This is a genomic window from Streptomyces sp. NPDC043854 (assembly GCF_056436005.1).
On sequence record NZ_JBWKDK010000069.1, the window covers coordinates 1 to 14,250 of the forward strand.

The window sequence follows — 14,250 nt, forward strand, 5'->3', positions numbered from 1 at the left end:
CCCTCGTACTGGACGTACTTGGGTGATGTGGCAGTGCGGCGAGGTGCCGTGCCGGGCGGCGCGGGGGCGTGCCCCACTTCCCCGAGGCCGCTTAGGACCGAACGGCCTGCGCCGTGACGTGTCGGCAGGCTGCCTGCCGACACCACTGGCGGTCCTTCTTGACCAAGGGTCTGGCTTCGGAGAAGTCCGCGCTGCTGCGCCTGCACTTCGCCCCTCCGGACGGAGTGCTGCCCGTCCGCGACCACCTCGGGGGGTGCCTCGCGTACCCGGACCTCCGCGTCGGCGGCGCGGCGCCGTGGCGGTTCTTCTTCCGGCTGGGCGGCAGTAACGGCGGGCCGTACTTCCTCAACTTCGCGCACGGCGGCGGCCACTCCTGCCTCAGCCCGGACCGGCGCGAGGGCCCCTTCCAGTGGGAGGCGGCGTAAGGCCGGGCGGTCACCACCAGTGGGCGGCGTACCCGGTGAGCACGAGCAGGACCGCCGCCCCGAGGAGCAGGGGCACGAAGCGTCCGGGCGCGGGGGTCGGGGCTGGGCGAGCGGCGGTACGAGGTCCGGTTCGCGGATGACCGCGCCGATCCCGACCAGGGCCGGGAGGACGAGGGTGGCCCCGCTGAAGCTGTGATCCGCCCACGGCCCTCTCGCCCCGGGCGGTCCGGGCAGCGGCCGCCCGGGGTGCAGCCCCTGCCGCTGCGGTTGGACCTCGGTGCCCGCCCCCGGAGTCTCCGCAGGCCCGGCGGGGGGCGGCGGGACCTGATTCACCATCAGGTCGGTTGTCCCGGACTCTTGACTCTGCCGGCGGCAGTGGCCATCCTCGTCGCAAATTCGCGCGGGACATGACACCAAACCGGCCTCGGGCGGTCTGCGGTCCTCGACCGCGCCCTCCGCCTCCCGATGACGTGAGTGGTGATGACCATGACCCGACGACCGACCGGCCGCAGCCGACCATGGGCTGTCCTCGTATTAGTCCTCGCGGGCCTGCTGGCCGTGGCCCTCGGCCCGGTGCCCGGCGCCTCGGCCGAACCCGCCGCCGAACCCGCCGCCGGCGCTGGCGCGCCGGCCGAGACCGGCTGGTGGGTCCCGACGTCCCGGCCCGGCCCGGACTCCCAGATCAACGTGACGGGCGAGCCCTTCAAGGGCACCGACGCCCAGGGCCGGGTGCGCGGATTCGTCGACGCCCACGACCACATCATGTCGAACGAGGGCTTCGGCGGCCGCCTCATCTGCGGCAAGCCGTTCTCGGAGCAGGGCATCGCCGACGCGCTCAAGGACTGCCCCGAGCACTACCCAGACGGCACCCTCGCAATCTTCGACTTCATCACCAAGGGCGGCGACGGCAAGCACGACCCCAACGGCTGGCCCACATTCAAGGACTGGCCCGCCCACGACTCGCTGACCCACCAGCAGAACTACTACGCCTGGATCGAGCGGGCCTGGCGCGGCGGCCAGCGGGTCCTCGTCAACGACCTCGTCACCAACGGGGTGATCTGCTCGGTCTACTTCTTCAAGGACCGCGGCTGCGACGAGATGACCGCCATCCGCCTGGAGGCCCAGAAGACGTACGACATGCAGGCCTACATCGACAAGATGTACGGCGGCCCCGGAAAGGGCTGGTTCCGGATCGTCACCGACTCCGCGCAGGCCCGCGACGTCATCCAGCAGGGCAAGCTGGCCGTGATCCTCGGCGTGGAGACCTCCGAGCCGTTCGGCTGCAAGCAGATCCTGGACATCGCCCAGTGCAGCCGGGAGGACATCGACCGCGGCCTGGACGAGCTGCACCGGATCGGCGTGCGCAGCATGTTCCTGTGCCACAAGTTCGACAACGCGCTGTGCGGGGTGCGCTTCGACGAGGGCGCCCTCGGCACCGCGATCAACGTGGGCCAGTTCCTCTCCACGGGCACCTTCTGGAAGACCGAGCAGTGCACCGGCCCGCAGCACGACAACCCGATCGGGCTGGCCGCGGCTCCCGCCGCGCAGAAGGAGCTCCCGGCGGGTGTGGCGATGCCCTCGTACGCCGCCGACGCGCGGTGCAACACCCGCGGGCTCACCGAGCTCGGGGAGTACGCCCTGCGCGGGATGATGAAGCGCAAGATGATGCTCGAGATCGACCACATGAGCGTCAAGGCCGCCGGCCGCGCCCTGGACGTCCTGGAATCCGAGTCGTACCCGGGCGTGATCTCCTCCCACAGCTGGATGGACCAGGGCTGGCTCGAGCGCCTCTACAAGCTCGGCGGCTTCGCCACCGCCTACATGGGCGGCGCCGAGGGCTTCAGCGCGGAGGCGAAGCGCAATGCCGCGCTGCGCGACAAGTACGGCGTGGGCTACGGCTTCGGCACCGACATGAACGGCGTCGGCGGCTGGCCGGGCCCCCGCGGGGCCGACGCCCCGAACCCGGTCCGCTACCCGTACCGCAGCACCGACGGCGGCTCGGTCATCGACCGCCAGACCACCGGGCAGCGCACCTGGGACTTCAACACCGACGGCGCCGCGCACTACGGCATGGTCCCCGACTGGATCGAGGACATCCGGAACGTCGGCGGCCAGGAGGTGGTGGACGACCTCTTCCAGGGCGCCGAGTCCTACCTGCGCACCTGGGGGGCGTCCGAGAAGCACAAGGCCGGGGTGAACCTCGCCGCGGGCGCGGCCGCCTCGGCCAGCTCCACCGAGTGGAACCCGTTCGTCAGCTACGCGGCCGGCCGGGCCGTGGACGGCAACCGCGGGTCGCGCTGGGCGAGCGGCTGGAGCGACGGCCAGTGGCTGCGCATCGACCTCGGCTCGCCGCAGCTCGTCAAGCGGGTCACCCTCGACTGGGAGCGGGCGTACGGCCGGTCGTACCGCATCGAGGTGTCCTCCGACGATGCGAACTGGCAGACGGTGTGGTCCACGACCACCGGGGACGGCGGCCTGGACACCGCGCAGTTCTCCGGGGTGCCGGCCCGCTACGTACGGATCCACGGCCTCGGCCGCGGCACCCAGTGGGGCTACTCCCTCTACGAGGTCGGTGTCTTCAGCAGCTGACGGCGCCGCAGAGGCACCGCTCCCCCGGGCCGGGACCGGCCGGATCCCCCACCGATCCGACCGGCCCCGGCCGCCCGCGTACCCGCGCACACCGTCCTACGGAAGGAAGCGGAACACCCATGCCACGGATGCCGTTGGCCGAGCGGCGCCGACAGCTGACCGAGGCCGCGATCCGCGCGATGGCCCGCGACGGCGTCGCCCGGACGACGACCCGCTCCATCGCCGCCGAGGCGGGCGTGTCGCTGAGCGTCTTCCACTACTGCTTCGACTCCAAGCAGGCGCTGCTGGAGTCGGTCATCGAGACGATCACCGACCACTGCCTTGAGGTGGTGAAGGAGGCGATCCGGCCGCGCGCCACCCTCCACGAGACGGTACGGGCCGGCTTCCGGGCCTACTGGGACCACGTCCGCGCCGGCCCCGCCGAGCACATGCTCACGTACGAGCTCACCCAGTACGCCCTGCGCCAGCCCGGGTTCGAGCACCTGGCGCGGCGCCAGCACGAGCTGTACTGCACCACGTACGCGGACCTGATCGAGCAGGTCAGCGGCGGGCCGGGCGTCGAGCTGCGCGTCCCGGTCCCCGTGCTGGCCCGCTACCTGGCCGCCGTGACGGACGGACTCACCCTGAACTTCCTGGTCCTCGGCGACGACCGCGCCGCGGCGGCGATCCTCGACATGGTCACCGAGCACGTCGCCGGGCTGGTCCGGACCGGCGAGCCGGTGGAGACGGCGGAGGAGGCGGCGGAGGATCCGGTGGGGCCGGTGGGGCCGGTGGAGGCGGTGGAGGCGGTGCAGGCCCCGGTCGGCTGACGGGCGGGGCGCGCCAGTACGCGCTCCGGAAACAGGCGGTGGGCGGCGGCACCCCGGCCACCCGGCCCGCGCGTGCCGTTCAGTACGGCCGGGGTGACATCACCAGCGGCTGGGCGGCATCGGGCGCCTCCAGGACGCAGCGGGGGACGCCGGGACCCGGTGTGGCGCGGACGGTCACCGGTGTCGGCGGTACGGTCGGCAGCTCCACGTGGACGAAGACGGGCCGGTCACCGTGGGTGGTGGCGTGGCCGGTCTCCTTGCCGTCGACGAGGACCTCCACCTCCACCCGGAGGCCGGTCTCGATGGTCGCGCTGACGGAATGCCCGGCATGGTCGATGTGGAAGTGATGGCGTCGTCTCATGGGGTCGCCTCCGGGCCGGGCACACTGGCACACCACCCCCTGCTCCAGGGTAATCGCGGGCGTTGCGGCCCGCAGCGGACGGTTTGGATTGCCGCACGATCCTCAATACGATCCGGCGATGATCACAAGAAAATGGGTGGCGGCCGGGGCATGCGGCCTGCTGGCCACGCTCGCGGTCGGGCTGTTCCCGGCGAGCGCGGCGGCCGGCGAACCGGTGGGGAAGGATTCGCCCAAGGTCGAGCTGGTGCTGGACGTCAGCGGCTCGATGCGGGCGACGGACGTCGACGGCACGTCCCGCATGGCGGCGGCCAAGCAGGCCTTCAACGAGGTCCTGGACGCCACGCCGGACGAGGTGCAGCTGGGGATACGGACGCTCGGGGCGACCTACCCGGGCGAGGACCGCCAGCTCGGCTGCAAGGACACCAAGCAGCTCTACCCGGTCGGCAAGCTGAACCGGACCGAGGCCAAGGCGGCCGTGGCGACCCTCGCCCCCACGGGCTGGACCCCGATCGGCCCGGCGCTGCTGGGTGCGGCCGAGGACCTCAAGGGCGGGAACGCCACCCGCCGGATCGTGCTGATCACGGACGGCGAGGACACCTGCGCCCCGCTCGACCCGTGCGAGGTGGCGCGTGACATCGCCGCCCAAGGCATCCACCTGGTCATCGACACGCTCGGCCTGGTGCCCGACGCCAAGACCCGCGACCAGCTGGTCTGCATCGCCGAGGCCACCGGCGGCACTTACACCTCGGTGCAGCACACCGCCGAACTCTCCGGCCGCGTCAAGCAGCTCGTGGACCGGGCGGCGGCCCCCGTGGTCACCCCGGTGGCGACCCAGGGCGCCAAGCAGTGCCAGGGCGCTCCGAAGCTGGGCGCCGGCCTGTACACCGACCGCGAGGCCTTCGGCGAGCACCGCTGGTACCAGGTGGACGTCAAGCCCGGCCAGGAGCTGCGCGCCTCGGTGAGCATCGGCGTCGACCGCGCCGTCAACAACGACTACGGCGTACTGCTGCGGGCCACGACCGTCCACGGCCGCGAGATCGTGCGCGGCTCGGAGGCGGGCGACGGCCGCGCCGACGTGATCTCGACAGGGCTGCGCTACCCGAAGGCCGAGTCCGACGGGGACGAGGGCGAGGGCACCGCCGGTGACGGCAAGCCGGTCGTGGAGACCGTCTGCCTCCAGGTCAGCAACTCCTTCTCGGCGCCCGCTTCCGTCAAGACGACCCCGGGCATGCCGGTGGAGCTGACCGTCGACCTGGTGGACGGCCCCGACGACACCGCGGACGCGGCCTCGTTCGGCCTGGGCCGCGGCTGGTGGCTGCTCGGCGTCCTGGTGCTCGCGGGTCTCGTCGCGGGCCTGGTGTGGGGCTGGCTCTCCCGCTGGCGTGTCTCGGTCTGGAGGACCAACTGATGCGTACCGTACGGATGGTGACCGCCGCGGTGCTGGCCGCCGGCGGAGTCCTGGCCGCGGTCGGCGCGGCCGCGGCCGACACCCCCTCGGCGAGTGCGAGTGCGAGCCCGGACGGGGCCGCCTCCGGCCCGACGGAGGCCGGCACGGCCTTCCGCACGGCCACGCCCGTCAAGCCGGGCCAGGTCGCCACGGCCGAGGCCGCCACGGGTGACTACCTGTACTGGGTGCTCCCGCTCGACTCCGGGCAGCGGGCCACGGTCCGGGCGACGGTGAAGCTGCCCGAGGCGTCATCCCGCCACGCGGCGTCGACGTGGCGGCTGGACGTGTACGACGGCCTGCGCCGCCGGCAGCCGTGCACGTACGCCGCGCAGGCCGCGGCGGCGGCCAAGGAGGCGGCGACGGTCGAGCTGTCCTGCACGCTGCGCGCGGTCCGCCCGGGCGCCGAGCCGTGGGCCAACGACCCGCTGCCGGGCAGCTACTACGTCCGCCTGACCGCGGTGAACCTGGCCCAGGAGGACCTCGGCCGGAAGGTGCGGGCCGAGATGCGGGCCGACGTCAGCGACACCGGGGGTGCGTTCGCCTCGGACGGCGCCGTGGCCGAGCCGCTCGTGCCCGGCATCACGGCCCGCGCCGCGGCGGTCGAGGCCGCGAAGAAGGAGGGGAAGCAGCCGCCGGCCGCCGTCGGCGAGCCGGAGGGCGGCTGGTCGAGCGGCCGCTGGTCCGACCGCTGGATCTGGACCGCGGCGGGCGGCGTACTCGCCGCCCTGGCGGGCGTCTTCGGCTACTCCCTCACCCGCGGCCGGGGCCGCCCGGCGCACGTCCCGCCCCGCGGCTGACCCGCGGCCGGCCCACGGCCGACCGCCCCACACGTCCCGCCCCGGGCGGCGGCCCACCGGCACCGTGCCGCGGCCCGCCGCCCGGGGCGGACGGCGTTGGCCGCTCAGGCCGTGCCCGGGGGCGGGAGGGGGTGGCCGTCGTCGTCGGTGGCGTCGGGCTGGGTGGAGAACCGGGACAGGAAGACGTCGTAGAGGCCGTCTCCGCGGCGCGTCATCGTGGCCCCGTCCTGCCAGATGCCGTTCTCCTCCCACCACTGGCTGCCGTACGGGTCGCCCTGGTTCTGGTGGACGTTGTGCATGCCGAGCCCCGTGTCGAAGGGCTCGCCGAAGACGAGGATCGGCCGGCCCGGCACGAGGATCGGCTCCAGTGCCGCCGAGGCCTCCAGGTAGCTGCCCGCGGTCCACGGGCGGGCCGGGCTGATCCGCTCCCGGATCCGCTGGATCCAGGCCGGCGGGCGGGGTAGGAAGAGGCAGCCCGGGTGGTCCGCGAGGGCCGGGTGGCGCAGGTAGTCGATGGCCCCCGACCCGGAGCTGCGGGCGAGGTCGTGGTAGCCGGGGGCCGGCGCGTCCACGGGCTCCAGCACCGAGGGGTGCAGGGTGAGCGCCTTCCACTCGACGCCGACCGCGGACTTCTTGCTGTCCACGTCGACGGCGACCTTGTAGCGGCCGGCGGGCGCGTCGACCTCGAGGTTCACGTGGAACCAGCGGCCCTGGTCGTCGGGCCGGTCACGGAAGTGGCGGTGCAGGGTCCCCGACAGCACGCCGTAGTTCTCGAAGGGCATGCCTGCCAGTGAACCACCCGCCGGTTCCGCGCGCGGACGGTGCGGTCGTTGTCGCCCGCCCGGCACCGCCCGCCCCGCGCGGGGTTCACGGATCGATGCCGGAGACCGCCTGGGCGGTGGCCGCCAGTCCGTCGTGGATGGTCGCCGCCATGCTGCTGCTCGCGAGCTGGAAGCCGAGCAGGACGCAGATGAGGGCGTGCGAGAACTTGAGTCCGCCGCTGCGCATGAAGATCCATGCCAGGACGAAGAGCAGGACGGCCACGGAGAGCGAGATCACCATCTATTTCCTCCTTCTGTTCCCCCTTGTGCGGCGTCATGGTGGCGCAGGAGGGGGTGCTCCCGGGCGAAACGCGTGTCCGCCGTACGGGTGTTGACGGTCCGTGACGGCCGGTCAGTGCTTGACGATCTCGTCCCGGCGGGTCGTGCGGTCGCACCGGCGGGCGAACAGGACGGGGGGAGCGGCTGCCGCACGGGGCTTGCCCGGCCGCCCGCCCGCGTGCCATATATGTCTAGACCTTTACGAGGAGCTCCAGGAAGCGGAAGCCGAGGAGGCCCCGTGCGACGCCCCGCCACCCTGCCCGCCCTCGGCCTGGCCGCCGCCTGCGCCGCCGCCGGGCTCACCGCCTGCACCTCCGCCGACACCACGCCGCCGGCCGCCCCCGCCGGGATCACCGCGCAGGCCGGCAGCGCCACCTCCGTGCACGTGATGTGGCAGGCGGCCCCCGCCTCCGACGGGGTCACGAACTACCAGGTCTTCGAGGCAGGCCGGCTGGTGCGCGAACTCCCGGCGGACAAGACCATGGTCGACATCGCCGGCCTCGCCCCGCAGACCGCGTACGCCTTCACGGTCCGGGCCCGCGACGCCGCCGGGAACACCTCAGCACCCAGTGCCGAAGCCGCGGCCACCACCCCGGCCGCCCGGGCCGAGGACCGCACGGCCCCCACCGCCCCGGCCCGCACCACGGCCCGCGTCCACGGCCCCCGTTCGGCCGTGGTGTCCTGGTCCGCCGCCTCCGACGACACGGGCGTGACGGCGTACGACGTCTACCAGGGCGGCGTACGGATCCACACCGCCGGCCCCGCCGAGACCTCCACCACCCTCACCGGCCTCCAGCCGGACACCACCTACACCTTCACCGTCCGGGCCCGCGACGGCGCGGACAACTCCTCCCCCGACGGCCCGGCGGCGGAAGTCGCCACCGCGCCCGCGCCCGGCCGGGGCCCCGGCACCGCGCCCGCGGACTTCTCGGCCGCCGCCGCCCCCGGCAGCGTCACCCTCGCCTGGACCGCCCCCGACACCGGCCGCCCGACCACGGAGTACGAGCTCCACGTCAACGGAAGGCCCGTCACCGTCATCCAATTCGGTGCCGGCGCCGCGGCCGGCGGCCGCACGGAGCACCGGCTCACCGTGACCGAACCGCCCGGCACGGCCTGGGAGCTGAAGCTGCGTGCCCGCCTGCCGGACGGCAATTGGGGGGCCTTCTCCGCGCAGCGGCGCATCGTACTGGCCGGGTGAGACCGGAAGCACCTGTACCGGTGACGTGACAGCGATACGGACGGAACGGCACGCCGGGTGTGGAAGATCACGCACAATACATCCGTGTTCGGAGAGTACTCGTTCAACAACAGACGGGCGGATTCCGCGGACGGCGATCCCGATCCGGCGGGAAACCAGGCACCGGGCAGACTGCCGCCGGAACCGGCCGGCTTCATCAGCCGCGAGGACGAACTCGCCGCACTCCACTGCCTGTTGCGCACGCACAGGCTGATCACCCTCACCGGCGTGGGCGGCGTCGGCAAGTCCCGCCTCGCCCTGCGCGCCGTCGCCGACGCCGAACAGGCCCGGCCCGACGGGGTGTGGTGGGTGGACCTCTCGCCGCTGCGCGACCCCTCCCTGCTCACGATGACCGTCGCCCACGCCGTCGGACTGGCCGGCCAGTCGGCGCGCCCGCTCGACGAGGAGCTGTGCGCGTGGATGGCCGACCGGGAGCTGCTCCTCGTCCTCGACACCTGCGAGCACATGGTGTCCGAGTGCCGCCACCTGGTCGGCGAACTCCTGCAGTCCGCACCGGGCCTGACGGTCCTGGTCACCTCCCGGGAACCCCTCGCCAGCCCCTGCGAGCAGGTCGTGGAAGTCTGCCCGCTGCCCTGCGAGGGCCCCGACAGCGACGCCCTCGCCCTGTTCCGCGCCGCCGCCCTGGCCGCGACCCCGGACGCCGCGGCCGTCTTCGAGGACCCCGGCCGGGCCGCCCTGGCCGCGCAGGTGTGTCGGCGCCTCGACGGGATCCCGCTCGCCCTGGAACTGGCCGGGGCCCGGCTGCGGGTGTGGACGCTGGAGCAGATGGCGCAGCGCCTCGGCGCGCGGTTCGACGTCTTGTCGGACTACCGGACGGCCACGCTGATGCCCCGCCACCGCACGATGCGCACCGCGATCGGCTGGAGCCACCAGCTGTGCGAGCCGGTGGAGCGCCTGCTGTGGGCCCGGCTGTCCGTCTTCACGGGCGACTTCGACGTGGCCGCGGCCCGGACGGTGTGCGCGGGCGGCCCGCTGTCGGCGGCCCGCGTGGAGCGGGTGCTGACCGGGCTGGTGGCCAAGTCCGTGGTCCGGCGGACGCAGGAGCGGGGCGCGGGCGCCCGCTACCGGATGCTGGACACGATCCGCGAGTACGGCCACGACTGGCTTGCGGAGCTCGGCGAGGTGCGCACCGTCGCCGACCGGCACGCCCACTGGTACGCGGCGCTCAGCCGGGCCGCGGACCGCGGCTGGATGGGCCCGCGCCAGGTGGACTGGTACCGCAGGATGACCGCCGAGCACCCGCAGCTGCGGACGGCACTGGAGCACCTGCTCGGCACCGACCCGGCGGCCGCGCTGGAGACGGCCGGGGACCTGTGGTTCTTCTGGTTCTCCTGCGGGCACGTGCACGAGGGCCGGGGCTTCCTGGAACGGGCCCTGCGGGCCGCCCCGCAGCAGGCGGCCGGGTACGTCCAGGGGGTGTGGGCACTCGGGCTGACCGCCGTCCTCCAAGGGGACGTGGACACCGCCCGGGCCCTCGGCGAGGAGTGCACCCGGCTCGCGGCCCGGCTCGCGGATCCGGAGGCGCGGCTGCGGGCCGCCCACCTGCTCTCGGTGTCCCTGCTGCTGCCGGGGGACGCGGCGCGGGCTCTGGATCTGGCGGGCTCCCGGGCACGGGCCCGGATCGGGGGCCGGGAGGACAGTCCCGGCCTGCTGATGTGCCGGCTCGTGACCTGCTACGCCCTGTGCGATCTCCAGCGGTACGAGGAGGCGGCCGAGGAGGCGCGGGGGCTGCGCGAGGCGTGCGCGGACCTGGACGAGTGGTGGCTGCGCGCGTACGCGGACTACGTGCTGGCCGTCGCGGCCCTCGGGCTGGGCCGTCACGAGGAGGCGTCCCGGCACGTGCGGGCCATGCTCTCGGGGAAACGGCTGCTCGGCGACCGCATCGGCATCGCGCTCGGCCTGGACCTGCTCGCGGCGGCGGTCGCGGCGCTGGGCGACGGTGAGTTGGCGGCCCGGCTGCTGGGCACGGGGCACGCCTGGTGGCGCACGGTGGGACGGCCCCAGATGGGTTCACCCTCGCTGGAGGCCGTGCGGGAGCAGGGCGAGCGGCAGGCCCGCGCGGCGATCGGCGACGCGGCCTTCGAGAGCGCCTTCCGGGGTGGTGCGGCGGGTCCCACCGGCTGACCGGCAGCCGGCGGGCCGCGGACGTCCTGTACTGCTGCTGTCGTGGGCTCCCGTCAGTACGGGAGGGTTCTGCCCGACGGTGTGCGCAGGTCCAGGTCTCGGGGGGCGGGCTTGGGAACGGGCTTGCGGATCAGCTGTTGGCGCATGCGGCCTCCTCGCTCAGACCAGGACCGGGCGGCGGGGTTCCACCACGCGGCCGTCGGGGAGCAGTTCGCCGGTGTCGTCGAAGACCACCAGGCCGTTGCAGAGCAGGCTCCACCCCTGTTCGGGATGGGAGGCCACAATGCGGGCGGCGTCGTGGTCCGGACTGTCGGCGGACGGGCAGGGGGGCTGGTGGGAGCACATGGCGCACCTCCTCGCTGTGTGGCGCGGGAGGGCCGGCGGTCACCCGGTCGATTCCGCGATCCACGGTGGCCGTGAGTATTACTGATCGCCGCCCTCGGACGGAACCCATATCGGCGGACCGGTTCAGGGTGTGTATGCCCGGTTACCATGCGCTCATGCCCGGTATCCGGATCATTCACCGTACGTGTCTGCCCGCGGCGGAGGCGTGGCGGCGGCTGACGGACTGGGAACGGCACGGCGCACAGGTCCCGCTCACCCGGACGATCATGGAAACGGCGCCGCCCACGCACGTCGGAACCCGCTTCACGGCGCGGACGGGAGTGGGCAGGATCACGTTCGACGACCCGATGGAGGTCGTGGTCTGGCAGCCCCCGGCCGGGCCGGAAGCGGGACGGGCCCGGCTGGTCAAGCACGGGCGCGCGGTCCGGGGCTGGGCGGAGATCGAGGTCCGCCCGCTGGCCGGGGGCGGTGCGGAGGTCCGGTGGCGGGAGGAGCTGCGGGTCCGGGGGCTGGGCCGGGCGTTCGACCCGCTGGTCGCGGCGGCCGGCCGGCTGCTGTTCGCGCGGGCGCTGGACCGTTTGCTGCGTACCTGACATTCCGGGCTAGGGTTCCGTGATCACCGACCCCGCGTCACCGCCGGACCGAGGAGAAACCCGTGGCCACTCCGCCCCCGCAGCACGGCGCGGGCCCGTACCCCCCGTACGGCCCGCAGCAGGGCTCCCCCTTCGGCCCGCCCGCGGTGCCGCAGCAGCCGGGCCCGTACACCGTTCCGCAGCCGCCGGCGGGCCCGTACGGACCGAACCCGGGGCAGCCCATGGGCTACGACTGCCGGATCTGCGGGTCGGTGCCCGCCGCCCCCGGTACGGTGCGCGGGCACCAGGGGATGCTCGTCCTGATGCGGTTCCTGCGGACGGAGGGCCCGCTCTGCCGCGACTGCGGGCTCGCCACCTACCGGCGGATGCAGTCGGACACCCTGTGGCAGGGCTGGTGGGGTCCGCTGTCGCTGTTCATCACCCCCGTCACGCTGCTGATGAACCTCGGTCCCCGGGCGGCCTACTACCGGCTGGCTCCCCCGGCGGGGGCCATCCTGCGACCGCTCGACCCGGGCCGGCCGCTGTGGCGGCGGCCGCCGGCGCTGCTCCTGATCGCCGCGGCCGTGCTGATCTCCTTCGCGCTCCCGGCCCTGGTGGTGCTGGGCATCCTGGCCGGGGAGGGGGACGACAGGCCGGCGCCCCTGATCGTCGGCAGCTGCGTCCGCAACGAAGGCGACCTGAGCAACCAGAAGCTGCTGGTCACGGACTGCGGCTCGCCCAACGCCGAGTACCGCGTCAGCAAGCAGCCCACGGACAAGGACTGGTGCGGCCCGCGGGACTTCCTCGCCATGCCGGAGTACAGCGCCGACGGCACGAAGCTGCACTGCCTGACGCCGCTGCGCAAGTAGCGAGCAGGCCGCCGGTGCCCCGGGGCTAAGCGGCCTCGGGGAAGTGGGGCACGCCCCCGCGCCGCCCTGCACGGCACCTCGCCGCACTGCCACATCACCCAAGTACGTCCAGTACGAGGGCGATGCGGCAGCACGCCGATGCACCGCACCGGACGACGCGGAAACGCACCCCACTTCCCCGAGGCCGCTTAGCGGATCGGCATGCCGGAGAGGGTGCGGGCGATGACCAGCCGCTGGATCTCGCTGGTCCCTTCGAAGATGGTGTAAATGGCCGCGTCGCGGTGCATGCGCTCCACCGGGTACTCGCGGGTGAAGCCGTTGCCGCCGAGGATCTGGACGGCCTGCGCAGTGACCTCCTTGGCCACCTCGCTCGCGAACAGCTTCGACATCGAGCCCTCCGCCGAGGTGAACGGCTTGCCCGCAACGGCCATCCAGGAGGCCCGCCACACCAGCAGCCGGGCCGCGTCGATCCGGGTGCGCATGTCGGCGAGCTGGAAGGCCACGCCCTGGTTGTCGATGATCGGGCGGCCGAACTGGGTCCGGGTCCGCGCGTAGTCGAGGGCCACCTCGTAGGCGGCGCGGGCCGTGCCCACCGCCATCGCGCCGACTGCCGGACGGGAGGCCTCGAAGGTGGCCATGGCCGCGTTCTTCACCCGCTCACCGTCCCCCGCCTTCGCCCTCTCGCGGGCGCGGGCGAGGCGCTCGTCCAGCTTCTCCTTGCCGCCGAGCAGGCAGGACCCGGGGATCCGTACGTCTTCCAGGACCACCTCGGCGGTGTGCGAGGCGCGGATGCCGTGCTTCTTGAACTTCTGGCCCTGGGACAGGCCAGGGGTGTTCGGCGGGATGATGAAGGAGGCGTGGCCCTTGGTACCGAGCTCCGGGTCGACGACGGCTACGACGATGTGGACGTTCGCGATGCCGCCGTTGGTCGCCCAGGTCTTGGTGCCGTTGAGGACCCACTCGTCCTTGGCCTGGTCGTAGACGGCCCGGGTGCGCATCGAGCCGACATCGGAGCCGGCGTCCGGCTCGGAGGAGCAGAAGGCGGCGACCTTCACGTCGTCCGGGGTGCCGTACATCTGCGGGATCCAGGTGCCGATCTGCTCCTCGGTGCCGTTGGCGAGGACGCCGATGGCGGCGAGCCCGGTGCCGACGATCGACAGGGCGATGCCCGCGTCGCCCCAGAACAGCTCCTCCATCGCCATGGGGACGCCGAGGCCGGTCGGGTCGAAGTACTGCTGGGCGTAGAAGTCGAGGGAGTAGATGCCGACCTTGGCGGCCTCCTGGATGACGGGCCACGGAGTCTCCTCACGCTCGTCCCACTCCGCGGCCGCGGGCCGGATGACGTCGGCGGCGAAGCCGTGGATCCAGTCCCGAACCTGCCTCTGGTCGTCGTTGAGCTCCATGGTGAACTCCGCCATGTCCCCTCCAACTGTGCATCCACCAGTGCGTTACTGGCGGTAACCTCGACGGTTGCGACAGTCTGTTACCGGCGAGTAGCGACTGTCAAGCGACCCGGCCCGCTGAGCGGCCGATTCGGTGGCCGGGGTACGCGGG

General features: G+C 73.4%; 13 protein-coding genes and 1 pseudogene. 9 read left to right on the top strand and 5 right to left on the bottom strand.

What is annotated here, in order from left to right; all coding sequences use genetic code 11:
• Nucleotides 1-158 precede the first annotated feature (158 nt).
• The 3 genes and pseudogenes from AC068A_RS33675 to AC068A_RS33685 form a co-directional block, all read left to right on the top strand.
• Complete coding sequence (locus AC068A_RS33675) at nucleotides 159-425, top strand: hypothetical protein (RefSeq protein WP_478590083.1); 267 nt, start codon at nucleotides 159-161, stop codon at nucleotides 423-425.
• Between the two features lie 480 nt (nucleotides 426-905).
• Entirely contained in the window at nucleotides 906-3,014 is a 2,109-nt protein-coding gene (locus tag AC068A_RS33680; RefSeq protein WP_478590084.1) for a galactose-binding domain-containing protein, read from the top strand.
• A 119-nt stretch (nucleotides 3,015-3,133) separates the two neighbouring features.
• A pseudogene (locus tag AC068A_RS33685) lies at nucleotides 3,134-3,721 on the top strand (TetR/AcrR family transcriptional regulator); the annotation flags it as partial.
• A 181-nt stretch (nucleotides 3,722-3,902) separates the two neighbouring features.
• On the opposite strand, the gene AC068A_RS33690 reads toward AC068A_RS33685, so the two are convergent.
• Complete coding sequence (locus AC068A_RS33690; RefSeq protein ID WP_478590085.1) at nucleotides 3,903-4,184, bottom strand: hypothetical protein; 282 nt, start codon at nucleotides 4,182-4,184, stop codon at nucleotides 3,903-3,905.
• 118 nt (nucleotides 4,185-4,302) lie between these two features.
• On the opposite strand from AC068A_RS33690, the gene AC068A_RS33695 reads away from it, so the two are divergent.
• Nucleotides 4,303-5,592, top strand: coding sequence for a VWA domain-containing protein (locus tag AC068A_RS33695; protein WP_478590086.1), 1,290 nt, complete (start codon nucleotides 4,303-4,305; stop codon nucleotides 5,590-5,592).
• Complete coding sequence (locus AC068A_RS33700; RefSeq protein ID WP_478590087.1) at nucleotides 5,592-6,428, top strand: hypothetical protein; 837 nt, start codon at nucleotides 5,592-5,594, stop codon at nucleotides 6,426-6,428. The genes AC068A_RS33695 and AC068A_RS33700 overlap by 1 nt, the downstream gene beginning before the upstream one ends.
• A 104-nt stretch (nucleotides 6,429-6,532) precedes the next feature.
• On the opposite strand, the gene AC068A_RS33705 is transcribed toward AC068A_RS33700, so the two are convergent.
• Nucleotides 6,533-7,210: a DUF2278 family protein gene (locus tag AC068A_RS33705; protein WP_478590088.1), complete on the bottom strand. Its 678-nt coding sequence runs from the start codon at nucleotides 7,208-7,210 to the stop codon at nucleotides 6,533-6,535.
• Between the two features lie 85 nt (nucleotides 7,211-7,295).
• Nucleotides 7,296-7,490 (bottom strand): hypothetical protein, encoded by a 195-nt coding sequence (locus AC068A_RS33710; protein ID WP_478590089.1) that lies wholly within the window; start codon nucleotides 7,488-7,490, stop codon nucleotides 7,296-7,298.
• Nucleotides 7,491-7,766: 276 nt separating this feature from the next.
• Here AC068A_RS33710 and AC068A_RS33715 point away from each other — a divergent pair, with 276 nt between their 5' ends.
• Both AC068A_RS33715 and AC068A_RS33720 read left to right on the top strand, forming a co-directional pair.
• Nucleotides 7,767-8,726, top strand: a complete 960-nt coding sequence (locus AC068A_RS33715) for a fibronectin type III domain-containing protein (protein WP_478590090.1) — start codon at nucleotides 7,767-7,769, stop codon at nucleotides 8,724-8,726.
• Nucleotides 8,727-8,810: 84 nt separating this feature from the next.
• On the top strand, nucleotides 8,811-10,910 hold the full coding sequence (locus AC068A_RS33720) for an ATP-binding protein (protein WP_478590091.1): 2,100 nt from the start codon (nucleotides 8,811-8,813) through the stop codon (nucleotides 10,908-10,910).
• A gap of 159 nt (nucleotides 10,911-11,069) precedes the next feature.
• Here AC068A_RS33720 and AC068A_RS33725 read toward each other — a convergent pair whose 3' ends face one another.
• On the bottom strand, nucleotides 11,070-11,255 hold the full coding sequence (locus AC068A_RS33725; RefSeq protein ID WP_478590092.1) for a DUF5999 family protein: 186 nt from the start codon (nucleotides 11,253-11,255) through the stop codon (nucleotides 11,070-11,072).
• A gap of 155 nt (nucleotides 11,256-11,410) precedes the next feature.
• Here AC068A_RS33725 and AC068A_RS33730 point away from each other — a divergent pair, with 155 nt between their 5' ends.
• Together AC068A_RS33730 and AC068A_RS33735 are read left to right on the top strand one after the other, a co-directional pair.
• Nucleotides 11,411-11,848, top strand: coding sequence for an SRPBCC family protein (locus AC068A_RS33730; RefSeq protein WP_478590093.1), 438 nt, complete (start codon nucleotides 11,411-11,413; stop codon nucleotides 11,846-11,848).
• A gap of 62 nt (nucleotides 11,849-11,910) precedes the next feature.
• Complete coding sequence (locus AC068A_RS33735; protein WP_478590094.1) at nucleotides 11,911-12,696, top strand: LppU/SCO3897 family protein; 786 nt, start codon at nucleotides 11,911-11,913, stop codon at nucleotides 12,694-12,696.
• Nucleotides 12,697-12,884: 188 nt separating this feature from the next.
• Here the strand turns inward: AC068A_RS33735 and AC068A_RS33740 are convergent, their stop codons facing one another.
• Nucleotides 12,885-14,114: an acyl-CoA dehydrogenase family protein gene (locus tag AC068A_RS33740; RefSeq protein ID WP_478590095.1), complete on the bottom strand. Its 1,230-nt coding sequence runs from the start codon at nucleotides 14,112-14,114 to the stop codon at nucleotides 12,885-12,887.
• Nucleotides 14,115-14,250: the final 136 nt, after the last annotated feature.

What these genes read in the sequence shown, in the direction of transcription:
- AC068A_RS33730 (WP_478590093.1), top strand. Translation starts at nt 11,411, where the DNA reads ATGCCCGGTATCCGGATCATTCACCGTACGTGTCTGCCCGCGGCGGAG.
- AC068A_RS33705 (WP_478590088.1), bottom strand. Translation starts at nt 7,210, where the DNA reads ATGCCCTTCGAGAACTACGGCGTGCTGTCGGGGACCCTGCACCGCCAC.
- AC068A_RS33710 (WP_478590089.1), bottom strand. Translation starts at nt 7,490, where the DNA reads ATGGTGATCTCGCTCTCCGTGGCCGTCCTGCTCTTCGTCCTGGCATGG.
- AC068A_RS33695 (WP_478590086.1), top strand. Translation starts at nt 4,303, where the DNA reads ATGATCACAAGAAAATGGGTGGCGGCCGGGGCATGCGGCCTGCTGGCC.
- AC068A_RS33740 (WP_478590095.1), bottom strand. Translation starts at nt 14,114, where the DNA reads ATGGCGGAGTTCACCATGGAGCTCAACGACGACCAGAGGCAGGTTCGG.
- AC068A_RS33725 (WP_478590092.1), bottom strand. Translation starts at nt 11,255, where the DNA reads ATGTGCTCCCACCAGCCCCCCTGCCCGTCCGCCGACAGTCCGGACCAC.
- AC068A_RS33680 (WP_478590084.1), top strand. Translation starts at nt 906, where the DNA reads ATGACCATGACCCGACGACCGACCGGCCGCAGCCGACCATGGGCTGTC.
- AC068A_RS33690 (WP_478590085.1), bottom strand. Translation starts at nt 4,184, where the DNA reads ATGAGACGACGCCATCACTTCCACATCGACCATGCCGGGCATTCCGTC.
- AC068A_RS33700 (WP_478590087.1), top strand. Translation starts at nt 5,592, where the DNA reads ATGCGTACCGTACGGATGGTGACCGCCGCGGTGCTGGCCGCCGGCGGA.